Consider the following 25,707-nt stretch of genomic DNA (forward strand, 5'->3'; position numbering starts at 1 on the left):
AAAGCATGCCCAACTAAGTATGGTTTAAGATTTATTCCAATCGTCATCTGATAATTTATCTTGGCCACCCGGCGATTGTGCAGGGGCGCAGGCTGCCCGCTGTGGTTTTATCGTTCCTAACGTTCAGAGAGTGCTTTAGCGTACTTATCAACGCCGGGAGGCTTTTATGACCAATCATGTGCTCGTCCTCGAAGACGACCCGCAGCTCTCCCACCTCTACACGCGGATTTTGAGCCGGGCGGGTTACCGTGTTGATATCGCGCAGTCGCTGGAAGGCGCGCAGCGGCTGATCAGCGAGAACGATTACGCCATCTTCGTGTGTGATTTGCATGTCGAAGCGGGGAGTTCCAGCAGTTTGCTGCGTTGCGCGTGGGATCGCCTCAAGCAGCACGGGACGAAGGTCTTTCTCGTCTCCGGGCAGGAGCAGTACCGGTTGGATGCCGCGGAACTGGACATTGAGTATTTCTTCTCTAAGCCCGTCACCATGCCGGATATCATCCAATACGTGAATCGGCTGGCGCGCTGCTGAGCGTGTTCAGTCTTTTATCTCACTCATCCCCATAAAGACGTCGGGGCGCACAACTGTGCGCCCCGACGAATGTTCTCTAGCTTGTCACGCCCGTCATTGTATGACCGGCACGGTTCCGAAGTCGCCGTCGATGATCTCCACGAACCCGGACGATACCCATCCAACTGTGCCGCGGAACACGACCTGATACCAATCGCCGCCGGCCGTGCGCCCGATCACCGGGAGGATTTCGCCCCACGGGATGCGTCCGGTCTGCGTGGAGTCGGTCGTTGGCGCGGCGCGCAGACGCAGCGTCGCATTCGACTGCCCGACGACATTGGTCCGGTTCGCCGGATCGCCCGCGGTCGCAAAGCCGCCCACAATCGGCGCATTGAATTCATTGCCATTGACGAACAGGTAGTAGCCCCACACCCAGCCCTGCATGCCGTACAACTGAATGAGGAACCAGCGCGCGGTTTCGTCACGCCCCACAACGGCGTAAGTCTGGCCGCGCAGCACGCGGTTGACCACCGGCGCGCCGAGGAACGGCTGACCACGCACCAGCAGCACGTTCGCGCGGATGACGGTGCCCGTCAGCGCGCCCGGCGGAATTGCCGGCAGCGCGGTCGGCGGAATGCGCGACGCGGTCACGGTGGGGCCAGCGGTCGGCTGGACGACTCCCGGAGTCACGCCGACGCCCGGCGTTGTACCCACGGCGTTCACCTGAAAATACTGGAACTGTACGGCGGCTTGATCCACCAGTTCGAGGTATTCCACGATCAGCGAGTGCGACCCCGCCGTCAGGTTGAGCTGGAAGCGGTCGGTCGTCAGCACGCGCCCGATGAAGCGATCCCATACCAGCGCGCCGTCGATGTAGACACGCACGCCGTCATCAGACGACACGACGAATTCGTAGGTGCCCTGATTGAACAACTGCGTCGAGGTGAAGCGCGCCGTGAAATTGTCAACGGGGACGGCTGCATTCGGGCTGCCCGCGCCCCAGTTCACGTTGATGCCGGTCGGAAGCGATTCGGTGTACACGGGCGAGCCTTGCAGCGTAGCATTGGCGTAATACTGCGCTGTCCAGTTCGTCCCGAATTCTTGATTCCCGCTAGCGCTGATGACGGCGACGGACAAGATGCCGAGAGCGAGCGTCAGCAGAATCAGCCAGAGTGTGCGTTTACTCATCGCGTTCCTTCCCTGTGAAAACCAATTTCTCAAAAGTATACATCTCGACCGAGCTAGGACAACCCGCCCATAGGACTATTTCACCCGTAAGGCCGCCGCATCCCCACGGGAACAACGCTTCGCTGCTCGGCCGTCCGCGTTTCTGAACGCCCGGCTCCGGGCTGCAGCGAATACGACTGGCCCGGATCGAGCACGATGGGCTGGGCGTCGGTTTCGCTGCTCACGCGGTTCGCCCAGATGCCCGCCTGCTGCTGAATCGGCGGGAACGTGTTGTAATGCATGGGCAGCACCAACCGCGGACGAATGAGCGTCACCGCGCGCACCGCATCGTCGACGCCCATCGTGAAGTAGTCGCCAATCGGCAGGAATGCGAGGTCGATGCCCTCGTCGCCGATCAGCGCCATATCGCCGAACAGCGCCGTATCGCCCGCGAAATACAGACGATAACCGCCGCCCGTGATGATGAAACCATTCGGCATGCCGCCATACGAGCCATCCGGCAGCGACGAGCTGTGGAAAGCCTGCGTGAACTTCACCGTCATGAAGCCGTAATCCGCACAGCCGCCCGTGTTCTGACCGTGCGCGTTCTTCACGCCGTGATGCCGCAGCCACCCGCTGATTTCGACGTTGCTGATCGTGGCCGCGCCCGTGCGCGCCACAATATCCACCGTATCGCCCACATGGTCGCCGTGACCGTGCGAGACCAGAATGTATTCCGGGTACAAATCATCGACGGGATACGGCGCGAGCGGATTCCCGGTGACAAAGGGGTCGATCAGAATTGAATGACCATCAATTTCAAGTGCGAACGCTGAATGAGCCAGCCAAGTGATCTTTATCGCCATCAGATTTCACCCTTTCGTAGCTTACTGTGCGAGAGGTAGTGCTAAGGTAAACGTCGTGCCCAGGTTCAAGCCGGGACTGGTGGCCCAAATCCGCCCGCCGTGGGCTTCGACCAGGGCTTTGGCGATGCTCAGCCCGATCCCCATCCCGCCCTGGCGGCGCGTCATGTGATCTTCAACCTGATAGAAACGCTCGAAGATTTTCTCCAACTGCGCGGGCTCCAGCCCGACGCCGTTGTCGTTGACGCTGATCCAGACCTCCGGACCGCGAATCTCCACGCTCAAAATGATGCGTCCGGCATCCGGCGTAAAGCGCACCGCGTTGTTGAGGATATTCGTGATCGCCATGCCCATGCGAATGCGATCGATCCGCACATGCACATTATCATCTGGAGCGTTGTATAAAAAGCGATGACGTTTTGCCTCAGCCAGCGCGAAAGCCTCCTGCGCGATCTCTTTGAGGAAGCTGGCGAGTGGAACCTCCTCAAAATTCATCTCCGCCGAGCTCTGGTCGATGAAGCGCAGATTGGTCAGGTCTTCGATGATACGCCGGAGCTGCATGGCGCTGGAAACCACTTTCGAGGCATGCGCCCGTACTTCCGGGTCTTCCGCATCCTGGATAAAACTGGCATATCCCAAAATGACGCCCAATGGGGTGCGCAGTTCGTGCGACGCGATGGAAATGAAATCGCTTTTGAGCTTGTCTAAATGGCTGAGTTCTTCGTTGGCCTGACGCAGCGCCGCGACGAGCTGCGCGCTTTCGATCGCTACGGCCGCCTGCGAGGCCAGCGTGCTCAAATAGGTCACGTCGTCCTGCGACCATGGCAAATTGCGCTTGTTGATGGCTTCCAGCACGCCGATGATGCGGCTCTTGGAATGCATCGGTACACCCAGAATGGAGCGCGTCCGGAACTCAAAGTCTTTGTCGACCTTGGCGTAGTGGCGCGGGTCATGTTCCGCGTCTTCGACGATCACCACGCGATTTTCGCGCAGCACCGTGCCCGCGATGCTGCCTTCCAGCGGCACCGACGAACCGATAATCGACTGATTGTTATTGGTGGTGGTGGTGGATGCGAAGCGCAGTTCATTGGTCTTCGTATCCCAAAGGAGGACGGACGCCGCTTCCGCGTCGGCCATTTCCGCCGCCGCTTCCATGATCAGCCCCAACAGCGGTTTGAGTTTGAGGTTGGAGTTGAGCGACGTGCTGATTTCGGTCAGCCGGCCCAGGATGGCGATTTTTTTCTCGTAAGCCTGTTTTTCTTGTTCAGTCATAGTGGGGCAAACCATTGTGATCATTGAGTCTTGTTGCATTATAGCGCAGCATAGCATTCCGCGGGGGCTTCTACTCATTGAGAATTTCCCTACGGAGTCACTAAATATATTTTTAGTCGTAGTAGTAGAGCCTGTTCAAACTGTTCATAACTTTTAGGCCGATTCCCCACCCGCGCGCTTTATCGCAAGATATATCCCATAACACCCAAATTAATCACCAGCGTTACCCAAAACTTGCGATATAGTCGCACTTGTGTTCTAAAAACTTTGAACAGGCTGCCTGTTCATAACTCGGCGACTTATGAACAGTTTCGACAGGCATCTGTCGAAAACTACCCGCTGAAACCCCGATCGCCTGCATATTGCGATCTCTATATCCCAAGCTGTCGAAAGTTTTGAACAGGTTTTGAACAGGTTGACGCGGAGATCTGTTCATAACTCCGCCGAGTTATGAACAGTTTTAGAACAGGAGTCCAAGAATGTTCAAAGTTGTGAACAGGTTAACTTAGTTCACCGGCGCTTAAAACTTCGATCTTGGGATAGACTTGGGAAACGAAGGATCAAGGCGGACGCTGACGGATCAGCCTCGCTTAAGCCTTTTACGCGCTCCCCATCTCCATCAAGCCGCAGACCGCGCCGCCTGGATCCTGAATCACGCAGAAGCGAAAGCCGCCGCCGCCGCGCACGGGCGTGATCACCTTGCCGCCGTTCTGCTCCACCGCTTTGATGCTGTCATCGAGATTGGCCACGCTGAAGTAATTGATCCACTGCGGGGGCTGCGTGGCGTTCTCGCCCAGCGCATGGCACACACCGACGATGCCATCACCGGTGGCGGGGTCGGTCATGGTGAAATCGTGGTGGTCGTCCACCTCGACATTTTCCACGCCCCAGCCGAAGACCTGCGCGTAGAAATCGCGAACTTGCGGCGCGTTGGGGATCGTGAGATCCGTCCACACAATGCGACCCATCCCTGATTGTGGCATGTGCACCCCCTGTCTGTTTAGCTCGGATGTTCTATACTATAGGGATATTCGTCTGCTTGTCAAACTGACTACAACTTCAGCCCGCGTTTCCCCGTAGAATCACATGCATATGAAATCGTCGAAAGCGCCGCTCATGCTCAGCTTCGCCCGCTTCAAACAATGGATGTATCGTGGTAACCGTCCGCACCGTCTCGCCCGGATCGCGAATCGCCTCTATGCGTGGGTCGGCTCGCTGGGCATCACGCCGAACTATATGGAAACGCTCGAAGTGATCGGGCGCAAATCCGGCAAGATCGTCTCCTTCCCGGTGGTGATCACCGTGATCGACGGCGAGCGCTACCTCGTATCGATGCTCGGCACTCAGGCGCAGTGGGTGCTCAATGTGCAGGCGGCGCACGGCAAGGCGTATCTGCGCAGCGGACGCCGCCATGAGGTGCATCTCGAAGATGTGCCCGTGGCGCAGCGCGCCTCGATTTTGCTGGCCTACATCAAACGCGCGCCGGGAGCGCGACCGCACATGCTGCCGCTCACGCCGCAGTCGCCGCTGGCCGATTTCGAACGTTCCGCCGCCGAGTACCCGGTCTTCCGCATTGTCAACGGAGGCTGACAATCCGCGCGTCCGATGTGCAGTACAGTGATGGAAGTTTAGCTGTCACTGTTGGGGAGAAAACCACATGGCGCGCATGGGCGAAGTTGATCTCGAAGAATACGGTGCATTGCGGATGCGGGTGAAGGAACTGGAAGATCAGGTCGCGTTCCTGATGCGGCATCTGAATGTGCAGTATGTGCCGCTGGGCGGTGAGTTTGAAGCGCAGGTGAAGCAGTTGGCGCTGCAGGGCAAGGTCCTGGAGGCGATCAAGCTGTACCGCGAAAAGACCGGCGCCTCGCTCGAAGAAGCGAAGAATTACCTGGGCATGTTCAGCAAGCGGTAGGTCGTGAGTGACAGAATCAAAACCGCCCCCATCATCTGACGGGGGCGGTTTACGTTGAGTGTCTTCTGGCTTAGAAGCTGGTGACGCGGTGGCAGGCCACCCAGTGACCGGGCGTGACTTCTTCCAGAACCGGATCGGGTTCTTCGTAGCAGATGCCCGCAATCGAGACGGGGCAGCGCGTATTGAAGTTGCAGCCGATCGGCGGGCGCGCCGGGCTGGGGACGTCGCCGGGCAGCAGAATGCGCTGGCGATTGCGTTCCTTCAGCGGGTCCGGCACGGGCACGGCGGAGAGCAGCGCCTGCGTGTACGGGTGCAGCGGATTGTCGTAGACATCATCCGTCGAGCCAATTTCCACAATCTTGCCGAGGTACATCACCGCGACGCGGTCGCAGATGTGGCGCACCATGCTCAGGTCGTGGGCGATGAACAGATACGTCAGCTTGAGCTCGTCCTGCAGTTCTTCGAGCAGGTTGACGACCTGCGCCTGAATCGACACGTCGAGCGCGGAGATCGGTTCGTCGGCGACGATGAACGACGGGCGCAGCGCGAGCGCGCGGGCGATGCCGATACGCTGACGCTGACCGCCAGAGAATTCGTGCGGGTAGCGGTTGATGAAGTAGGGGTTGAGACCCACGCGCACCAGCAGTTGTTCGACGTATTCCTGTAGTTCGGCCTTGTTCTGAATCACGTTGTGGATGCGCAGCGGTTCGCCGACGATGTTCCCGACCGACATACGCGGGTTCAGCGAGGCAAACGGATCCTGGAAGATCATCTGCATACGGCGGCGCATCTGGCGCAGTTCGCTGGAAGGCAGCGTCGTCAGTTCCTTGCCTTCGAAGACGACCGAGCCTTCGGTCGGCTTGTAGAGCTGGAGGACGGTACGACCGGTGGTCGACTTGCCGCAGCCGGATTCGCCGACGAGACCGAGCGTTTCGCCCTTGAACACGTCAAAGCTGACATCGTCGACGGCTTTCACTGCGCCGACCTGTCGCTGGAAGATCAAACCAGCGCTGATCGGGAAATGCTTCTTCAGGTTGCGCACCTGCAAGAGAACTTCTTTGCCGCCCTTCGCGGATGAAGGCGCGGGAGCAACTGCCTGATTATACATGTTGAGCAACTCCTTGATCGGGCAGCGGCTGACCGTTACGGACATCCACCCAGCAGGCTTTCAAGTGATCGGCTTTGGCTTCGGGTCCCGGAATCAGCGGCGGCATGACTTCGTCGCACTTCCCGGGGATGCGGTAGGTGCAGCGCGCGAAGAACGGGCAGCCCTTCGGCGGAATACGCATATCCGGCGGCGCGCCTTCGATCTGCGTGAGCTTTTCGCCGCCCGCGCGCGCATCGTGGCGCGGCAGCGACTTGAGCAGACCGAGCGTGTACGGGTGGCGCGTGTCCATGAACACTTCGGTGACCGGGCCGCGTTCGACGATTTGACCGCCGTACATGACCTGCACCGTGTCCGACAGACCCGCCACCACGCCGAGGTCGTGGCTGATCCAGATCATCGCCATGCCCAACTTTTCTTTCAGACCCTTCACCAGTTCGATGATTTGAGCCTGAATGGTCACGTCGAGCGCGGTCGTCGGTTCGTCGGCAATCAACAGCTTGGGATTGCACGACAGCGCCATCGCGATCATCACGCGCTGACGCATACCACCCGAAAACTGATGCGGGTAGGCGCCCAAGCGGCGCGACGCATCCGGAATGCCGACCATCGTCAGCAGTTCGGCGGCGCGTTCATTCGCCTGCTTGTCGTTCATACCCATATGCAGCTTCAACGCTTCGGTGATTTGCGTGCCAATGGTCAGAACGGGGTTGAGCGAGGTCATGGGGTCTTGGAAGATCATGGCGATCTCGGCACCACGCACCAGTCGCATCTGGTCGTTCGGGATTTTCAGCAAATCGCGGCCTTGAAAGATGACTTCGCCGTTTTCGATTTTGCCGGGAGGGGATGGGATCAGACGCATAATCGACAATGCATGCACGCTCTTGCCGGAACCGCTTTCCCCGACGACGCCCAACGTTTCGCCTTCATTCAGCTTATACGAAACGTTATTGACGGCGTATACCACCCCTTCTTGCGTGTAGAATCGGGTTACGAGGTTTTTGACCTCCATTAAGACACCCAACGGTAATTCCTCCTCTAAAAGCTTTTGAGTCTGGAGAATAACAGACTTTTCTGAAAGTTGTTATGCAAAGTTTGTCTGATCCCTATGGGGATGTCAAGGTATCCGACGAATACCACGTAATTACGCCGATCTTCGTTGAATGGTTCAATGAAGTGACAGCTTTCACAAGGTGCCTGATTATACCGCTCCTACAGGGGGACGCACTAGAGGAATGTCACAATCTACGGGGGCGGACGTTGGTAAGTTTCGCTCCGAGGGTGGGTTAAATAGAAATTGTAGGGACGCCCAACGGGGCGTCCGCTAGATTGGCAGTCGATGTTGGCTCCCCTCTCCTTTAGGAGAGGGGGGTGAGGTTGGATTAATCTACGCCTTCTCGACGGGGTACTGTACTTCGGTCGCGGACTCGCTGTAATCGTCCGGGTTGTGCTTGATGTAGACCTCGCGGTACGGCCCGACAATCTGATAGCCGTTGCTCTCGATCCACTGGAGAATCGCTGTGTGGAGCTGCGTGAACCCCTCAAAGTCGCCGTAATGCACGGCCGCCGCGACCTGTGTGGGCGGTAGCTCGTAGACCTGCACGCGATCCGTGCCCGGCACGGCTTGTTCAATGGGGAGCGCGGCCTCGGCGACTTCGTTGGCGAGCACCTCGGCGGGCTGGTGCCAGATCGCGAGGTTCGGGCCGGTCGGCTTAAGGTTGTGCGCGCCGACAAACTCCCACACCTCGCCGAACGCCGGGTTGAGGTACTGCGGCACTTCATCGTTGGTGGGGATGGTGACGCGCCGCGAGACGATGGTGGTGGCCGGGACGGTCTTGAGTACGACATCATACGTGGACATGCTATCCTCCAATTCTATTTGCCGCAGACGTGCCGCTATCCGCGCCAACCGCGCTTGCTCATCCGTGATCTCGCGTTCCAGCTCGGCGTGCTTGAGAGTCAGCATGCCGCGCAGTTGATCGAGTGTGAGACCGCCGTTGAGCACCTTCTCAATCTGTTCCAGCGAAAACCCGAGGTCTTTGAGCGCCAGAATCCGATTGAGCCGGGGCAGTTGACCGACCGAGTAGTAGCGGTACCCTGTGAAGTTGTCCACCTTGACGGGCTTGAGCAAGCCGATTTCGTCGTAGTGGCGCAGCGTCACAATCGATACCTGTCCGAGACGGGCGAAGTCGCCAATTCTGATCATCGTTAGTCCTCTCTGCGCAGAGATATGCTGACTCTACAGTCTCAGGTTAGCTGAGAGTCAAGCGGTGAGTTTTCGCAGCCTCGCCCCCGGCTGCTCTCCGAGCGGAGAGTGGAGAAATGCACGCGAATCAGCCCCTCGCCCTTGGGATTGACAGAGGGACAGTTTTAACAATCGAGGGGATTGTAGGGACGCCCAACGGGGCGTCCGCCGATCACGGACGCGCAGAAGCGCGTCCCTACAAAATGGCTCCATTGTTAAAAGTGTCCTGTCCGCAATCCTTGGAAGAGGGGTTTGGGGTGAGGCGCATTGATCTCGTCTCGTTGTGTAGGGGCGCACGGCCGTGCGCCCCTACGAGGGAACTAGCGAAGATTGTGGCTCTAAAACCGTCCCGTCATCGAATCGGCGTACCCGGTCAATTCAGCGTACCCGTACCCCGTGATCTCCCCTTCGAGACGCACGGTGCCTTCCCAGTACGCGATCCCGCCGCCGTGCAGTTCCTGATCCGCGATCTGCGGTGTCGCTGTGAACGTGAACGGCTCACCCTCCGGCGGCGTCACGGTGATGCGCCAGCCCGCCGGATACGTCGCGCCCGTATGCGGACTCGTCCAGGTGGCCGTCGCTTCGATGGTGAAGGCGTCCGCCGGGAGATAGATCGTCGAGCCATCCGCGTTGACCAGCAGCCCGCCGAAATACGGATCGCGTCCGCCATCGGTCTGGCGGATCTGCCCGATCATCAGTTCGCGGTCGTCGGCAAACTGCAAGCCGAACCAGTCCCAACCGCGCGCATTCCCGCCGAGCGCGCTCGTGCTGAATTCATGATCTTTCCATGTCGTGCCGCTCACGGTGAAGGTTTCGCCGTCAATCGTCAGCGTGCCCGTGCTGATTAAGTCGGTCAGCGAGTAGTAGTGGCTGGCGTTGCCCGGTTCGGCGCTTTTGGCGCTCAGACCGCGGTCGCCTTGCAGCGCGGGTGGGTTGACTTGTTCCAGCGCCAGATCGAGCGCGACGTGCTCGGTCGCCGCCGTGATGCGCGTCTGCGTGGCGTCGGCGTTCGTGCCGATCACCTGCCAGCCTTCCAGCCACACACGATAAGTCGGGTCGCTTTCCGCGCCCGCTAAGCCCGCGCTGCCCCGGCTGAAGCGTTCATCATGATAAAAGCGTTCGCCTGCGACATCGGTCACGGCGAAGTGTGCCATATACAGTTGGTTTGAGCGCCACTCGGAACCGCCCTCAGCGCTGGTCGGCGTGATCGCCCGCCGGAAGATGGTGAACTGGTAGCCGAAGCGCCGCCCGCTCGCGTCGCTCAGGTTGCCCGTGTAGTACCACCATTCCGTTTGATAGTCGGGGTGCGCGCCGAAATCCCGCGGGAACTGCCAGTCGAGCGGCTCGAAGGCGCGCGCGTAGCCGCTGGTGTCGCCGCCCGTATCGACGATGAGCGCGCTCGCGCCGATTTCCGCCCCCGCGCTGGAATCGATCAGACTGAAGCCGAAGATCACCACGCCCAAAATGATCACGCCCGCAATAAACAGCCGCCACATGCTCAACTACTTTCTGATCCGCCAGTTTGCGTATTCTTTCACAGATGCCGCTTCATCATACTGTGCCTTCATAAATATTTGGTGAAACCCGCATTGGTGAACGGCGGATTTCATGGTTTGCTTGAAATGTTAGTTCGACAATCAGCCGTGGAGTACCTATGACGCAGCCCAACATTGAACCCACTCCCGAATTCAACGCCCGCTGCATGCACATCCTCGACCGTTGGGAGAGTGGCGAATTACCTTTTTAAGGATGCGGTCGATCAGATGAACGCATTAGGGCGAACCGCGGTCGAACGCGGGCATCTGGTCGATCACGGGCGGGTAGAACTGCTGCTCGGCACGCTGCAGGGCTACCGCGCCAATCTTGATGCCAGCATTGCCCATTTCGAGCACGCGCGCACCCTGTTTGAACAGGCGGGCAACCGCCCGCGTGCCATCGGTGCGCTCCTCAGTCTGGGCGAGACCTACCGCTGGAAAGGCGATTTCAAACGGGCGCGGCAGTTGTTTCGCGCGACTTATGATGGCGCCTGTGAACTCGGCTTGCTGGATGTGCGGGTGATCAGCGCGTACAACGAGGCATTGATGCTGCTCAGCTTGGGGCACGTCGAAAGCGCCAAAGCGCAGTTCGACAAGGCGCTGCTGCTGGCCAATGAGTTACCGCCGGATCAGTTCGACAAGCGCATTGAACTCACGACCGAGATTCAAGCCGCGCTGGTGGAAGTCTATCTCAGCCTGAATGATCCGTTCGCCGCGTGGGAGCAGGGCGTCATGGCGTATCACCTTGCATGGGAGCTCAAGCAACCACTGCAAACCGCGACCGTGCACCGCGCGCTCGGGCAGGTGATTTCCACGCTGTCTGCGCTCCCGGACGACGCGCCGCAGCACCTCTCCGCCGACCCGGACGAGCATTTCCGCTTGGCGACCGAAGCCTTTCAGGAGATCAAAGCGGATGGTGAAGTCGCGCGCACGATGTACGCGCACGGCGTCAGTTTGGCGCAGCGCGGGCGCACGATGGCCGCCTCGCGCAAGCTGCAGCAGTCCATGATCATCTTCACACGCCTCGGCATGGCGGATTACGCCGCCAAAGCCGCCCAGGCGCAAACCGAGGTCTTGTCTTATGCGAATATGCCGAACCCGCAGTAATCTGAGCAAATGCGGACTATAGTAAAAGGACATTGCGCTCGTTTTGCTCTCCTCCAAAGGAAGTTCGTCATGCGCTTCAAATGGATACTGCTGCTCGTTCTCCTGTGGACGGTTCCGGTAGCGGCCGCTCCTCCGGCCCAAACGGCCTGTCTGCCCACGCAGTTTCGTGGTGATGGCATGGAAAACGCCATCGTCACGCCCGGTGATCCAAACAATGTGCGGGAGTTCCCTTCGCGGAGCGCCGCGCTCGTCGGTCAACTTGCGCCGGGCACGGTGTTCAATATCGTCTATGATGACGCGGTCTGCGCGGAGTCGTTCCTGTGGCGGCATGTCGCCGCGCTCGGGATCAATGGCTGGACAGCGGAAGCCAACGCCACCACCTACTTCATCCTTCCCTACGAGTCACCCGCGCCTGCCGTCGTCGCCACCGCCCCGGCGCAAGGGAGTCTCATCGTCGACAGCGGCGGCGTGACGTTTACCGTGCCCGCCGCTTTAGGAATTACGGCGGTCATGCAGGAAGAACAGGTCGGCATCTTCGATCTGGACATGATGGGCGGCATGCCGAGTTCGGTGCGGTATACGCTCGTATCCGGCGTTGACGCGGCGCTGAATGGCACCATCGACCTCTACCACTACCACGACTCGGAAGCGGCCTATGCTTTCTTCGACTATGATGCCGCTGATCTCGAAGCGCTGCTCGACAACAAAGTCGATCTGCTGCAGGCGGCGCAGTCGCCCGGCGGCTTAACCAACATGCCCGTGCGGGCGGCGGGGGCGATCTTCTATGGGCTCCCACAGTACCAGCCGTTCGGGAATGGCAACGGTCTGCGCTACCTGACAGTGTTCGCGCAGAACTTCGTCGTCTTCAGCGCCGCTACGCCCTACGAATACTTCTATCGCGGCCTCAGCAGCGATGATCAGTTCCTGGTCGCGGCGCATTTCCCCGTGCAGGTGCCAGCGACGATCCTCCCGCCGGAAATCGATCCGTTTGCGAATGAAGTCGACTATACGGCGTATCTCGCGCAGTTTACGCAGGTCGTGGACGCTCAAGCTGCCAGCGCCTTCACGCCGAATCTCGGGTGGTATGACGCGCTGCTCGCCTCGCTGAGCATCACGGATACCGCCGCGCTCAGCGCGTCCATTCGGTAAACGTTACCGCGTCGCGCCTCTAGGTTGAGAGGAAAGTAGGGGAGGGGCTTGCCTAAAAGGGGTAGGTTTTTCATGTTTTCCAATGGGACAAGGATTCCTTCGCCAAAGAACCTGTAGGGACGAGGCCTTCTGTCCCTCAAATCCCTCCCCGCGGTGGGCGCGCAGGGAAGGGGCAGTTCCCTCCCTGGCTCAAATCCTGTCGAAAAGAGGAGAGGTCCTGAAAGCGTCCTCAAGCCCCTCTTAGGAGAGGGGGGATGAGGTTAATCTTCCGTGATCGGCAAGTCGGCGCAGGCCTGCGCAGGCGCAGATTGTTGGTGACGGTCGCCTGACAGATCACCACTTCCGTCGGCGTGAGCGTCGGTGCGAGTGTGCGCGTGCTGAACTGGAAGCGCGTCCGCGAGGGCGTCGGCGTGCGCGACGGAGGTGACGTTTCGGTCAGCGTGGGTGTGAGCGTCGCCGTAGCGGGCTGTGTCGCCGCGGGCGCGGTGAGCGTGACCGCGCGCGGCGTCCCGGTCGTCGGGTGCGGCGACACCATGCCGAAGATGCTCTCCGCGGTTTCACCGGGGGCGGGCGTTTCGCGCCCAAAGCGGTCGGCGAAGCGGTTGATGTCGCTGTTGACCGCCAGTCGCACGATGTTCTCCATCTGGCTGAGCAGCAGCGCGCCTTGCAGCGTGCCGATCTCGCCGATGGCGATGCCTTCGCGCACCCATGACTCCATCGCCACCGCAATTTCGTCGATCACGACCTCGATATCGCCGTCATACTGCTCGACGATCTGGCGCAGCGGCGTGCCCGCTTCCAGCGCGTCGGTGATCACCTGATCTTCGACCTGAATTTCGTGGCGGATGGCGTCGCGGATGGCGTAGAACAACTGCGCCCCGCGGCTGATTTCCGCTGTCGCTTCGGCGGTCGCCTCGTCCGTCGACACGCCTTGCGCGACCTGCGTCGGCGTGGGTTGGGTAGTTTGCAGCGCGAAATACGCGGCGACGAACGGCACGAGCAAGCCCGATGCCGCGATCAGCAGGCCGCTGAACAGGCCGAGCACCCCGCGCGAACCTTTCAGCCGCTGCGGGCGGAAGACTTCGATCAGCGCCACGATCAGACTGAGCGCAGCGAGCGCCCCGCCGAGCGTCAGCGCCCAGATGTCGAGCTGTGGATCAGGGGCATCCCCCCAGTAGTTGAGCAGCACGCCCGCCGCGCTCACCAGCGTGGCGAGGAAGGCGAGCAATAGATCCCCAAAGCCGATCGGGCTGCGGCGCAGCGTCTGGAACACGTTGTTGAGAAGGAAGAGCACGGCGAACAGCGCGCCCACCACCAGCAGTAATAAGCTCACACAAGGCCTCGACTCTCTTGCATACGGTAAGTGATAACCCTAGGCAAATGCCCGGGTGACGGTTATAGTCATAGGGTCTGCATACGAATGCAGCCTCCGCTCCCACTGTCCACTGGGGGTGTTAGCATCTCAATCTAATACGTAAAAGTGTAACGGTAGGTTGTCAAATCCGGCGCAACGGTGTGTTACAATCCTGCCGCAATGTGTATTTTTTGACGGGAGAAGAAACCGTGCCCTCCGATTTACAAACGCTTGCAATCAACACCATCCGCACGCTGGCCATTGACGCCATTCAGAAAGCCAACAGCGGTCATCCCGGTTTGCCCATGGGCGCTGCGCCGATGGCGTATGCTCTGTGGCAGAATCACCTGCGCCACAATCCGCGTAATCCGCACTGGGCGAACCGCGACCGCTTCATCCTCAGCGCCGGGCACGGTTCCATGGTCCTATACGCGCTGCTGCACCTGACGGGCTATGACCTGCCGCTGGACGAGGTCAAGAACTTCCGCCAGTGGGGCAGCATCACCCCCGGCCATCCCGAATATCATGTGACGCCCGGTGTCGAAACCACGACTGGCCCGCTCGGTCAGGGCGCGGCGAACGCGGTCGGCTTCGCGCTGGCGGAAGCGTTCCTCGCCTCGACCTTCAACCGCCCCGGCCATGAGATTGTCGATCACTACACCTACGCGCTGGTCGGCGATGGTGACCTGATGGAAGGTCTGTCCGGCGAAGCGGCCTCGATTGCGGGGACGTGGGGTCTCGGCAAGCTGATCATGCTGTACGACAGCAACGATATCACGCTGGACGGCCAGGCGAGCATGACCTTCACCGAAGATGTCGCCGCCCGCTACCGTGCCTACGGTTGGCACACGCTGACCGTGGCCGACGGCAACGATGTTGCCGCCCTCGATGAAGCGCTCAGCGCGGCCAAGGCCGTCACCGACCAGCCCACGCTCATCGTCGTCAAGACGACGATTGGCTACGGCAGCCCGAACAAGGGCGGCACGAGCGAAGCGCATGGGTCGCCGTTGGGCGCGGACGAGATCAAGCTGGTCAAGGAATTCTACGGTTGGCCGCAGGAAGACTTCTACATCCCCGGCGCGGCGCTGGAACATCTGCGCGAAGCGGTTGACCGCGGCGCGCAGCAGGAACAGGCGTGGACGCAGCAGTTGGTCGCTTACCGGGCGGCCTTCCCCGAACTCGCCGAGACGTTCGAACGCGCGCTGGCCGGTCAGCTCCCCGCGGGCTGGGACGCCGATATTCCGCGCTATACCGCCGACAAGAAGGTCGCCACGCGCAACGCCAGCGGCGCGGCGCTCAACGCGATTGCCAAGCACATCCCCACGATGATCGGCGGCGATGCCGACCTCGCGGGCAGCACCAAGACGCTCATCAAGGGCGCGGCGAACACCGGCCCGAACAGCACGGCGGGGCGCAACGTGCGCTTTGGCGTGCGTGAACACGCGATGGGCGCGATCGTCAACGGGCTGGCGCTGCACGGCGGCATCATCAAGCCCTACAGCGCGACCTTCCTCACCTTCAGCGATTACATGCGCCCGACGCTCCGCCTCGGCGCGCTCATGAAGATCCCGACGCTCTACGTCTTCACGCATGACAGCATTGGCGTGGGCGAAGACGGCCCGACGCATGAACCCGTCGAGCACGTCATGTCGCTGCGCCTGATCCCCGGCCTGTATACCTACCGCCCAGCGGACGCGCACGAAACGTCGGCGGCGTGGCAGCATGCCGTGGCGTCGGATAAGCCCGCGGTGCTGATTTTCACGCGGCAGGATCTGCCCGTGCTCATGGGCGACGGCATCGGCGGTGTGGATGCGGTCTTCGCGGGTGTCGGTCGCGGCGGCTATGTGCTGGCCGACTCCGACGGCACGCCGGAAGTGATTCTGCTGTCGAGCGGCAGCGAAGTGCACATTGCGCACGACGCCTACAAGACGTTGACCGCCAGCGGCATCAAGGCGCGCCTCGTCTCGCTGCCGTGCTGGGAACTGTTCAACGAGCAGCCCGAAGACTATAAGGAAAGCGTGCTGCCGAAGTCGGTGACCGCGCGCGTCAGCATCGAAGCGGGCGTGACGACGGGCTGGCAGAAGTATGTCGGCATCGGCGGCATCGCCATCGGCGTGGATCGCTTTGGCGCGTCCGCTCCCTACCAGAAGATTTACGAGGAATACGGCCTCGTCCCGCAGACGGTCGTCGACGCGGCCAAGTCGCTGCTCGGCAAGTAACCAAAGCGTAGTGCGAAACGTAGGGGCGCAGCATGAAGGTGTTTAAAAAGCATCCCTTAAAGCCTTTCCTTCGTCAGCGGACGCAATGAATTGCGTCCCTACGAAGACATATTCGGCTTGGCAGGCGCTGTTGGCTCCCCTCCCTGAATTCGGGGAGGGGCCGGGGGTGGGGTCGGAATCTGACCTTTTTCAACACGCTCATGCTGCGCCCCTACTGTATGCTACACTCAGGCATAGACCGGAAATTAGCGAGTCAGGGAATACATCAGCATGAAAATTGCGCTGGCAAGCGATCACGCGGGCTACCCGCTCAAGCAGCATCTCGTCGACTATCTGGCCAAGCAGGGTTATGAAGTGCTGGATCTCGGCGTGGATAACCCGAATGTTTCTGCCGACTATCCCGATGCCGCCCAAGCGGTCGGCGCGGCGGTGCTGGATGGCCGGGCAGAGCGGGGAATCGTCGCCTGTGGCAGCGGTGTCGGGGCATGCATTGCCGCGAACAAGATTCAAGGCATCTACGCCGCGCTGGTGCATGATGTGTACAGCGCGCATCAGGGCGTGGAACACGATCAGATGAACGTGATTTGCGTGGGGGCGCGCATCATTGGCACGGCGCTCGCTGAGGAGATCGCGACGACCTTCCTCAAGGCGCAGTTCAGCGGGGAAGAGCGCCATGCCCGCCGCTTTAACAAAATGCTGGCGCTGGAGTCGGCGGCGCACCGCCCAACCGGCAGCTAACCGCAGTTTAGGCCTCACCCCACGAACCTGATGGTTCGTTGCCCCTCTCCCACGGGAGAGGGGGCGGTTAAGCGCAGCGCAACGGGGTGAGGCGGTTTTAGCGTTTCTTAAACCGCCGCCTTACTTGGCGCTTTCAATCCATTCGCGGGCTTTGTCGAGATCGCTGAAGATGCTCACCCGCACGCCGAGATCGAAGAACGTTTCGACGATATCCTGCATGCTGGCGCGTCCGGCAATATCCGCCGGGACGACGAGCGCCCAGAACTTCCAGCCGCCTTTCGCGGCGCGCGGACCCCAATCGGTCACCGCGAACACCACGTCTTCTTGTTGGAAAGCGGCGTTCAAGCGATCATCCGACAGCCATTTGCTGCCCTTGTGCTCGATCAGGTAATCGAGCGCGGCATTCATGATGTTCCGGAACGGCGCGCCCGTCTGGGCTTTGTGGAAGGTGTGGTAGACGTACCCGAGCTTTGGCTCATAGCGGACGGTGGCAGATTCATTTTCAAGCACAATGTCGTAGGCCATTTTGATCCCTCAGATGCCTGCACCCCAAAAGGTTGCTGCTATCAACATATAATCTATGTTATCTAAAGATAGCGTTGAAATACTTGAGATTTCACTCCATATATTAATTATTGTTTGCGATAAACGGTGACTCGACAGGCTGTAGGTCGACAATTGTCACGAACTTACAGCATAAATGCCTGTCCTCTCGTACAATTGAAAGCAATCTGGTCTGATTAGGAGTGCGATCGATGGCTAATCCGCCTGTGGAAGTTCAGCAGTACGGACAAAGTATTTGGTACGACAACATCCGCCGCAGCTTGATCCAGCGCGGTGAATTGAAACGGATGATCGACGAGGATGGCGTGCTGGGCGTCACCTCTAACCCCACGATCTTCCAGAAGGCAATCGGTGATTCGGCGGATTACGACAGCGCGCTCGAAAGCCTGCTCGACCTTGACCCCTACACCATTTTCGAATCCCTCGCCGTCGAAGACATTCAGGCGGCGCTCGACCTGTTCCGCCCGGTCTACGACTCGACCAAGGGGCGCGACGGCTACGTAAGTTTAGAAGTCTCGCCGCTCGTCGCCAACGACACGCAGTCGACGATTGATGAAGCCAAGCGCCTGCACGCGCGGGTCAACCGTCCCAACCTGATGATCAAAATTCCGGCGACCGACGCGGGTATCCCGGCCATCGAAGAAGCGATTGCGTCCGGCATCAATGTCAACGTCACGCTGATCTTCAGCGTCGAGAACTACCTCGCGGTGATCGAAGCTTATGTGCGCGGGCTGGAACGGCGCGCAGCGGCGGGCGAGGACGTGTCGCAGATCGCGTCGGTGGCCAGCTTCTTCCTCAGCCGTATCGACACCATGGTCGACCGCATCCTCGACAACAACATCCGCGCCGCCCAACTGCGCGGCGACATCGGGCGCGTCAGCCTGAATAACCGCCTCAAGGGCAAAGCCGCGATTGCCAACGCCAAGCTCGCCTATAAGCGCTTCCTCGAATTGTTCTACAACGAACGCTTCGAAGCGCTGCGCGCTAAAGGGGCGCAGGTGCAGCGCCTGCTGTGGGCGTCCACCGGGACGAAGAACGCCGCCTATCCCGATACCATGTACCTCGACCTGCTGATCGGACCGGACACGGTCAACACCGTGCCGCCGGAGACGCTCAAGGCGTTCAAGGATCATGGCACGGCGGCGCGCACACTCGATCAGAACCTCGACGAAGCCGAGCAAACGCTCGACTGGCTGGCAGAAGTCGGCATCGATCTCGACCAGATCACGCGCCAACTGCAAGTCGATGGCGTCGACTCGTTCGTCGAATCCTTCCGCAATCTGCTCGATCAGGTGGATGCCAAGCGCAACGTGCTGCGCACGGGCGTGATGAAGCGGCAGGAAGTCGCCATTGGCGTGCACACCGACCGCGTGCAGCAGGCGATTGCCACGCTGGGCAAAGAGAAGATCAACGAGCGCATCTGGGCGCGGGACGGTTCCGTTTGGAAGAGCCACCCGGAAGTCGTCGGCAAGATCGCCCAGCGCCTCGGTTGGTTGGAGACGCGCCGCACGATTGACCTCAACCGCCTCAAGGCGCTGCAAGCCGCCACGCAGGATGGCGCATTCGAGTATGTCGTGCTGCTCGGCATGGGCGGCAGCAGCCTCGCGCCGGAAGTGCTGAGCAAGAGCTTTGGGTCACGCGTCGGTTTCCCGAAACTGCTCATGCTCGACAGCACGGACCCCGCGTACATCAAGCACATCGAAGACTCGATCAACGTGAGCAAGACGCTGTTCATCGTCGCCAGCAAGTCGGGCAGCACGATTGAAACGCATTGCTTCTATAAGTACTTCTTCGCCAAAGCGGGCGGCAATGCCCAGCAGTTCATCGCCATCACCGATCCCGGCAGCGAACTCGCCGCGACTGCCGAACAGCTTGGCTTCCGTGACATCTTCCTGAATCCGGCGGATATTGGTGGGCGTTACAGCGCATTGAGCTACTTCGGCCTCGTCCCGGCCGCGCTGATCGGCCTCGACCTCGACAAGCTGTGGGCGAACGCCGACCGCATGATGACCGCGTGCGGCGAAAACATCACCCCGAAGGATCACCCCGGCCTGTGGCTCGGCGCGATTCTCGGCACGCTGGCGGAAAGCGGCCAGACGAAAGTCACCATCCGCTGCTCCCCGTCGATCACCACGCTCGGCAATTGGATCGAACAACTCGTCGCCGAATCGACAGGCAAAGAGGGCAAGGGCCTCGTCCCGGTCGTCAATTCGACGGTCGGCATGCCGCACGACTACTCGACCGATCGCCTGTTCGTCTACATCCGCGTGGCGGGTGACGACAACGACTCGACCGACAACGGCTTCAAGACACTCCAGCAGGCCGGGCATCCGTGCGTGACCTTCCACCTCGACGACGCCTACGGCATCGCGGGCGAGTTCTTCCGCTGGGAATTTGCGACCGCGGTCGCCGGGAAGATCATGAACATCAACCCGTTCGATGAGCCGAACGTCACCGAGAGCAAGAACAACACCGCGCGCTTGCTCGAACACTACCAGCAGCACGGATCGCTGCCCAAAACCGAACCGATGCTCGTCGAGGGCGGCGTGAGCCTGTACGCGGACGCGCACATGTCCCACCTCATCGGCGAACTGTGCTATCAGCACCAGTACGCGCACAACACGCTCGGCGGCATGCTGGCCTCGCTGATCAACTCCTCGCAGGCGGGCGATTACTTCGCGCTGCTGGCCTATCTCCCGGCCTTCGAGAATGTCGACGAGGCGCTGGAAAATGTGCGGCGGCGGCTGCGTCACACCACCCGCCGCGCGGTGACCATCGGCTACGGGCCGCGCTTCCTGCACAGCACCGGGCAGCTCCACAAAGGCGGCGGTGACAACGGCGTGTTCTTCCAGATCACCTACGATGACCCGGCGGATCTCGCCATTCCGGATGCGCCGTACAGCTTCGGTGTGCTCAAGTCAGCGCAGGCCGCGGGTGACCTCGAAGCGCTGCAAAGTAAAAAGCGCCGCGCGCTCCGGTTGCACCTCAACGGCGACCTGATCGGCGGGCTGCACAAGCTCCTCGACGCGGTCGAAATGGCCGCCGAACGTCGGCGCTAGCGCATGAAGCATAACGGCGGGGAGAGCCTCTCCCCGCCGTCTTATTACAGTGAATCGCCCTGCGTACCTTCCTCGCTACTGCATGAGGACTCCCGCTGAAACACCGACACTATCGGAGACAAGATTCGTCGAGAAGGTCTCGATGCCGCCGGGCAGGAAGGTGATATCCCACCGAACAGCCTGCCCATCGCCGATATAATCCATCCAGATGCTAAATTCGGTGTCCGTATGCCACCTACCCTGGCTGCCCAGCGGTCCAACCGGGCTATCTTCCATGACGAGATCGCGCCCGTTCAAGCCGATGGGCAGCGTCCAAGTCTCGCCAGTACTAGAAATGAACGTCAGGTTCGCCTGCGTTTCGTCTAAAAAGTCAAAACGCAGCGCTGCCGGAGTCGCGGCGGCTTGATGGGCATTCATTACCCCGGCTGCGGGCAAGGTGAGCGGCGTCAGCAGACCAAAGGTCTGTCCGTTGATCTGCGCGGCGATGGCGGGCAACGGAACAGCGGCGACGGTTGCCGGAGTTGTAATCTGCGCAATCTGATTCTCAAGTTGGCTTAAGGCTGCCGCATTTTCGGGGAGCGCGCCCTCGGCTGCGGTCAGCCCTGAGGCCGCGTAATTGAGCGGATAGCCGTGAATATACGCGCGCAGCGATTCAGGAATCGTCCCCGTAGCTACGATCACTAGGTCTTTCGCCGGCACAAGCACAATATATTGGCCGCCCCGCCCCAGCGCCGCGTAGGTTCCGGGAGAGATCATATTCCACCACTGATAGCTGTAAGCGGTATCCGGCCAACCGGGGTCAACCTGAGCAGTGAGCGAAGCGGCAACGTAATCCGCCGGGATGATCTGTACGCCATCCCACAGGCCGCCATTCAAATACAGATACCCGATTTTCGCCATGTCGCGCGTCGTCAGATGCAGACCAGCGGCGCCAACCGCGATTCCCTGTGGGCTGGTTTCCCAGAACGAATCCGTGATACCCAGCGGCGCAAACAACTGCTCTGCCGCGAAATCCCCGGCGGATCTACCTGTTAACTCCGTCACGATGGCGGACAGGATGTAAGTATTGGCATTGCAGTAATGGAACTCCGTGCCCGGAGTAGAACCCATCGGCAGGTCAAGCGCGAACTGTAACCAATTCTCGCTGGTGAACATGGCGTCACCAGGGTCGCCGCCGGGGAAATACATATCACAGCTCAAGCCCGATGTCATGGTCAGCAAGTGCCGGACGGTCATCGCTTCTTTATTGGCGTCCACGTTCTGGAAAGTCATATTAGGGAACAGACTCAACACGGGTGTATCCACACTTTCCAGCAGCCCGTCACGCAGTAAAATGCCGATCAGCGCGCTCATGACGCTCTTGCTAGCCGACCACATTTCGTGCTTCATAGTTTGTTCAAACGGAGGCGCGTAAGCTTCGGCGACGATCACGCCGTTCCGCAGCACCAGCAAACTGTCGAGATTAAATTCATCTTGCGAAAAAGTGACGAAAAAGTTCGCGAGTTCAGCGGAGTCCATGCCTTGGGCTTCCGGGCTGGAGACGCGCCATTCCGTAGTTGGGAAGAAAACATCTTCTTGGGCGGTCACCGACGTAAAGGGCACTGCCAGCAGTAGACAGCAAGCGGCCAGCAGCAGAGATCGGGTGAGATGCATCGAACACTCTACCTTTCTTGAACAACCAGTCCGCGAAAATAAAACAGCGCTGCCCGGCGTTGCGGGAGCGCTGTTACAAGCTGCGAGTCTGTCGGTTGTGCTTAGTATGGCTGCGATGATTTGCAGCTTTGCCCGTAAGTCAACCAGTGAATCTATTCTACGCCCCAAAATTATATCTATCTAGTGACGGATGTCACTAGCGCGTGCCAGCCTTACCTGCCTTTTCGGATAGGTGTTCGATTAAAACGGGTCAGGCTGCTTGTATCGCGCTTGCGCTTTGGCTTACAATGAGATCAGTAACGCGGCATGTTATCTCCGATTATTCAGCTATGTGGGACAAAACAAGATGGCTAACGAAATTGGCGGGGTCAAGGATGCTCTGCGGACTCAGCAGTACATCGCCACGGATGAGATCGCTACGGTGATGTTCCTCGCTGAACGTTTGGGGAAACCAGTGTTGGCCGAAGGTCCAGCCGGCGTCGGCAAAACCGAGCTGGCGAAGGCGTGGGCCAAAATCAGCGGCCGCCCGCTGATTCGTCTGCAATGCTATGAAGGGTTGGACGAAAGCAAAGCGCTCTACGAGTGGGAATACGCCAAGCAGATGCTCTACACCCAGCTCCTGCGCGACAAGCTGAGCCAACTGCTCTCCGATGCGGAAACGCTCTCGGCGGCGGCAGATCGCCTCGCCAACGAAGAGGATGTGTTCTTCTCCGAACGTTTCTTGCTGGCGCGCCCGCTGCTCAAGGCGCTCACGTCTGATGAGCCGGTCGTGCTGCTGATCGACGAAATCGACCGCGCCGATGCTGAATTCGAAGCGTTTTTACTGGAAATCCTGAGCGATTTTCAGGTCTCCGTGCCGGAACTCGGCACGATCAGCGCCAAGCACCAGCCCGTCGTGCTGCTGACCAGCAACAATACGCGTGAACTGTCCGAGGCGCTCAAACGCCGCTGCCTGTACCTGTTCATCGACTACCCGAATCAGGAAACCGAAATGAACATCGTGCAGATGCGCGTGCCGCAGTTGAAAGCGAAACTGGCGGCGCAGGTCGTCGAAGTCGTGCAGAGCCTGCGCTCGATGGATTTGAAGAAGAATCCGAGCGTATCGGAGACGATTGACTGGGCGCGCGCGCTTGTCATGCTCAACGCCGACAGCCTCGACAAGCAGACGCTCGAAAACACGCTGACCGTGCTGCTCAAGCACGAGAGTGATGTGCAGAAGGCCAAGCGCTTGCTCACGGGCGGCAAGCCGCATCCGCTGGATCGCGGCGGCAATGATCCGCGTCAGCGTGGGAACCAGCGGCGTTGGGGCGAATGGAATAACTGAGCGCGAATCAATGCGCGTCCGCTGATTCTGACCCCACCCCCATCCCCTCCCCGAATTCAGGGAGGGGAGACAACATCGTTCGCCAAACCCAAATTGTTTACGTAGGGACGCGCTTCGGCGCGTCCGCCGTTTTTAACCTCACCTCTAAGTCCCCTCTCCAACCGGAGAGGGGACTTCAACACACCTGTCCGTCTCCCCTGTCCTTTAGGAGAGGGGCCGGGGGTGAGGTTGTTTTTACCCCACGCCCCACAAGCGCACGCGGACATCGCCCGCCGAGATCAGCAGCGTTCCCGCCTCGTTGAAGGCCAGATCGCGGATCAGCGTGTCATGCGCTGACCAGCGTGCCACTTCCGCGCCTGTCGCCGCGTCCAGCAGCACCAGCGTGAACTGTTCGCTGCCCGTCAATCCGCCGCTGAAGGGCACGCCGCCCGCCACCGCGATCAGCGATCCGTCCGGGCTGTAGGCCACCGCCGACACGATCTCACCACCGCTGAACACGGGGATGCGCGTCAATTCGGTCGGCGCACCCGTAATCTCCCACACATGCACGCTGCCATCGGGATAGCCCGCCGCCAACCGCGATCCATCCGCGTTGAGCGCCAGCGGCGTGCCGATGAAGTGTTCCGCCGCGCCCGTGTTGATCGTCCCAAGCGGCGTCATCGACCCCGCATCGAACAACATGATCGCCATCGACCCCGCCTCAACCGTATCCAGCGCGAAGCGCGTCCCATTGCGGCTGAAGGTGACCTGCACCGCGCTCCCCGGCAAGGTCAACTGCGCGCGGGGTTGATTCGCCGCGACATCGTAGGCGGGTGCGCTCACGCCTGCGCCGGGACTACCTGCCAGCGGCGCGATCACCAGCAGCGCGGGATCCGTGGGGCTGAAGGCAAAGCTGGACACGCCCGCTGCCGCGCCGCTGTTGTCTGCGGGCACAGTGAGCGCGCTGCCGTCTGCGCCCGTTGCCGCGTCGGTGATCTGCACGAAGGGCGGCGCGCTGAAATCTGCCGGGAAGGTGAGCAGCGCCAGAGAAGCCCCAGACGCGCTCAGGCTGATCGGGTAATCGGCCTGTCCCGTCCCGCTGATCGTCGTTGGCGTGAGCGTTGTCCCGCTCAGGTCATAGAGGTACACCTGATCGTTTCCGCGCACCGCCAGCCGATTGCCACTCATGGCCATGCGTCCCGATCCGGTGAGCAGCGTGCCCACATCGCGGATCGCCGCCGCATTGCCCGCATTGATCGGCGTGAGCGCGGGTAGAGTCGCCTGTAAGCTGAGCACGCAGCCCGCCAGCAGCGGATCACCCGCCTGCGCCGGGCAGACGTCAAACGTATCGACGGTGCCATCAGCATCACTATCCGGGCAGCCCCCGGTCAGCGCCGCGCCTGCTTCGGCGGGGCACTGATCAAACAGATCGGGCACGGTGTCGGCGTCGCCATCGGGCGGCGCGCTCCCCGCCGGACAGCCGAGATTCTCCTCAACGCCGGGCTGCGTTGGGCAGGCGTCCGCGAAATCGGCCACGGCATCGGCGTCCGCGTCAGGCGGGCAGCCATTGACCTCCGGGCTGTATTCGCGCGGGCATTGATCCTGCGCATCGGGCAGTCCGTCCGCGTCGTAGTCGGGGATCACGCCGTCGGGGCAGCCGTTATTGGCCGCTGATCCCGCGTCACTCGGGCACGAATCGAGCGGATCGGCGATGGTATCTTGATCGAAGTCGGGGAAGGTCTCCGGCGTGCAGCCGACCAGATCGGCGCTGCCGGGGAGCTGCGGGCAAAAATCCTGACTGTCGGCGATGCCGTCGCCGTCGGTATCACTCTCCTGCGCGGCGATCACCGTCGCCATGAGCAGCATTAGCATCAGCACGAGCATGCGGGTGTAGCGCATCGGTTTTTCTCCAGTCTGCGTAAACAACCGCCGCCACTATACGCGAAATGCG

Annotated in this window: 21 protein-coding genes; 9 read left to right on the forward strand and 12 right to left on the reverse strand. The window is 60.5% G+C overall.

Features of this window, described 5'->3' with window-relative positions; genetic code table 11:
* Nucleotides 1–166: 166 nt before the first annotated feature.
* Entirely contained in the window at nt 167–529 is a 363-nt protein-coding gene (locus tag IPK17_RS07625; RefSeq protein ID WP_343417086.1) for a response regulator transcription factor, read from the forward strand.
* Between the two features lie 93 nt (nt 530–622).
* Here IPK17_RS07625 and IPK17_RS07630 read toward each other — a convergent pair whose 3' ends face one another.
* The 4 genes from IPK17_RS07630 to IPK17_RS07645 all read right to left on the reverse strand — a co-directional run bounded on the left by IPK17_RS07630 (nt 623) and on the right by IPK17_RS07645 (nt 4,793).
* Entirely contained in the window at nt 623–1,696 is a 1,074-nt protein-coding gene (locus IPK17_RS07630) for an SH3 domain-containing protein (protein WP_343417087.1), read from the reverse strand.
* Nucleotides 1,697–1,776: 80 nt separating this feature from the next.
* Nucleotides 1,777–2,541 carry a metal-dependent hydrolase gene (locus IPK17_RS07635; RefSeq protein WP_343417088.1) on the reverse strand — a complete coding sequence of 255 codons (765 nt, stop codon included), beginning with the start codon at nt 2,539–2,541 and terminating at the stop codon, nt 1,777–1,779.
* A gap of 21 nt (nt 2,542–2,562) precedes the next feature.
* Nucleotides 2,563–3,810, reverse strand: coding sequence for a GAF domain-containing sensor histidine kinase (locus IPK17_RS07640; RefSeq protein WP_343417089.1), 1,248 nt, complete (start codon nt 3,808–3,810; stop codon nt 2,563–2,565).
* Between the two features lie 599 nt (nt 3,811–4,409).
* Nucleotides 4,410–4,793: a VOC family protein gene (locus tag IPK17_RS07645; RefSeq protein ID WP_343417090.1), complete on the reverse strand. Its 384-nt coding sequence runs from the start codon at nt 4,791–4,793 to the stop codon at nt 4,410–4,412.
* Nucleotides 4,794–4,902: 109 nt separating this feature from the next.
* On the opposite strand from IPK17_RS07645, the gene IPK17_RS07650 reads away from it, so the two are divergent.
* Together IPK17_RS07650 and IPK17_RS07655 are read left to right on the forward strand one after the other, a co-directional pair.
* The gene (locus tag IPK17_RS07650; protein WP_343417091.1) at nt 4,903–5,400 is read left to right on the forward strand and encodes a nitroreductase/quinone reductase family protein; all 498 of its coding nucleotides are present in this window, start codon (nt 4,903–4,905) and stop codon (nt 5,398–5,400) included.
* Nucleotides 5,401–5,467: 67 nt separating this feature from the next.
* Nucleotides 5,468–5,725 (forward strand): 50S ribosomal protein L12, encoded by a 258-nt coding sequence (locus IPK17_RS07655; protein WP_343417092.1) that lies wholly within the window; start codon nt 5,468–5,470, stop codon nt 5,723–5,725.
* Nucleotides 5,726–5,795: 70 nt separating this feature from the next.
* On the opposite strand, the gene IPK17_RS07660 is transcribed toward IPK17_RS07655, so the two are convergent.
* The 4 genes from IPK17_RS07660 to IPK17_RS07675 form a co-directional block, all read right to left on the reverse strand.
* A complete protein-coding gene (locus IPK17_RS07660; RefSeq protein WP_343417093.1) occupies nt 5,796–6,833 on the reverse strand; it encodes an ABC transporter ATP-binding protein in 1,038 nt (345 codons plus the stop codon).
* Nucleotides 6,826–7,854, reverse strand: coding sequence for an ABC transporter ATP-binding protein (locus IPK17_RS07665; protein ID WP_343417094.1), 1,029 nt, complete (start codon nt 7,852–7,854; stop codon nt 6,826–6,828). Before IPK17_RS07665 ends, IPK17_RS07660 begins: the two co-directional genes overlap by 8 nt.
* 363 nt (nt 7,855–8,217) lie before the next feature.
* On the reverse strand, nt 8,218–9,036 hold the full coding sequence (locus tag IPK17_RS07670; protein ID WP_343417095.1) for a MerR family transcriptional regulator: 819 nt from the start codon (nt 9,034–9,036) through the stop codon (nt 8,218–8,220).
* Nucleotides 9,037–9,413: 377 nt separating this feature from the next.
* Nucleotides 9,414–10,571: a lipocalin-like domain-containing protein gene (locus IPK17_RS07675; protein WP_343417096.1), complete on the reverse strand. Its 1,158-nt coding sequence runs from the start codon at nt 10,569–10,571 to the stop codon at nt 9,414–9,416.
* 267 nt (nt 10,572–10,838) lie between these two features.
* On the opposite strand from IPK17_RS07675, the gene IPK17_RS07680 reads away from it, so the two are divergent.
* Entirely contained in the window at nt 10,839–11,717 is an 879-nt protein-coding gene (locus IPK17_RS07680; RefSeq protein WP_343417097.1) for a tetratricopeptide repeat protein, read from the forward strand.
* 69 nt (nt 11,718–11,786) lie between these two features.
* Nucleotides 11,787–12,866 (forward strand): hypothetical protein, encoded by a 1,080-nt coding sequence (locus IPK17_RS07685; RefSeq protein ID WP_343417098.1) that lies wholly within the window; start codon nt 11,787–11,789, stop codon nt 12,864–12,866.
* A gap of 229 nt (nt 12,867–13,095) precedes the next feature.
* Here the strand turns inward: IPK17_RS07685 and IPK17_RS07690 are convergent, their stop codons facing one another.
* Complete coding sequence (locus IPK17_RS07690) at nt 13,096–14,199, reverse strand: hypothetical protein (protein ID WP_343417099.1); 1,104 nt, start codon at nt 14,197–14,199, stop codon at nt 13,096–13,098.
* A gap of 230 nt (nt 14,200–14,429) precedes the next feature.
* Here IPK17_RS07690 and tkt point away from each other — a divergent pair, with 230 nt between their 5' ends.
* Both tkt and IPK17_RS07700 read left to right on the forward strand, forming a co-directional pair.
* A complete protein-coding gene (gene tkt / locus IPK17_RS07695) occupies nt 14,430–16,439 on the forward strand; it encodes a transketolase (protein WP_343417100.1) in 2,010 nt (669 codons plus the stop codon).
* 270 nt (nt 16,440–16,709) lie between these two features.
* Nucleotides 16,710–17,177 (forward strand): RpiB/LacA/LacB family sugar-phosphate isomerase, encoded by a 468-nt coding sequence (locus IPK17_RS07700; RefSeq protein WP_343417101.1) that lies wholly within the window; start codon nt 16,710–16,712, stop codon nt 17,175–17,177.
* Between the two features lie 120 nt (nt 17,178–17,297).
* Here IPK17_RS07700 and IPK17_RS07705 read toward each other — a convergent pair whose 3' ends face one another.
* On the reverse strand, nt 17,298–17,702 hold the full coding sequence (locus tag IPK17_RS07705; protein ID WP_343417102.1) for a hypothetical protein: 405 nt from the start codon (nt 17,700–17,702) through the stop codon (nt 17,298–17,300).
* Between the two features lie 230 nt (nt 17,703–17,932).
* Between IPK17_RS07705 and IPK17_RS07710 the strand changes: the two genes are divergently transcribed.
* A complete protein-coding gene (locus IPK17_RS07710) occupies nt 17,933–20,800 on the forward strand; it encodes a bifunctional transaldolase/phosoglucose isomerase (RefSeq protein WP_343417103.1) in 2,868 nt (955 codons plus the stop codon).
* A gap of 75 nt (nt 20,801–20,875) precedes the next feature.
* Here the strand turns inward: IPK17_RS07710 and IPK17_RS07715 are convergent, their stop codons facing one another.
* Nucleotides 20,876–22,453, reverse strand: a complete 1,578-nt coding sequence (locus IPK17_RS07715) for a serine hydrolase domain-containing protein (RefSeq protein WP_343417104.1) — start codon at nt 22,451–22,453, stop codon at nt 20,876–20,878.
* A gap of 346 nt (nt 22,454–22,799) precedes the next feature.
* Here IPK17_RS07715 and IPK17_RS07720 point away from each other — a divergent pair, with 346 nt between their 5' ends.
* Nucleotides 22,800–23,777, forward strand: a complete 978-nt coding sequence (locus IPK17_RS07720; RefSeq protein WP_343417105.1) for an AAA family ATPase — start codon at nt 22,800–22,802, stop codon at nt 23,775–23,777.
* A 234-nt stretch (nt 23,778–24,011) separates the two neighbouring features.
* On the opposite strand, the gene IPK17_RS07725 is transcribed toward IPK17_RS07720, so the two are convergent.
* Nucleotides 24,012–25,655 (reverse strand): WD40 repeat domain-containing protein, encoded by a 1,644-nt coding sequence (locus IPK17_RS07725; protein WP_343417106.1) that lies wholly within the window; start codon nt 25,653–25,655, stop codon nt 24,012–24,014.
* Nucleotides 25,656–25,707: the final 52 nt, after the last annotated feature.

This window comes from Candidatus Flexifilum breve, from assembly GCF_016713355.1.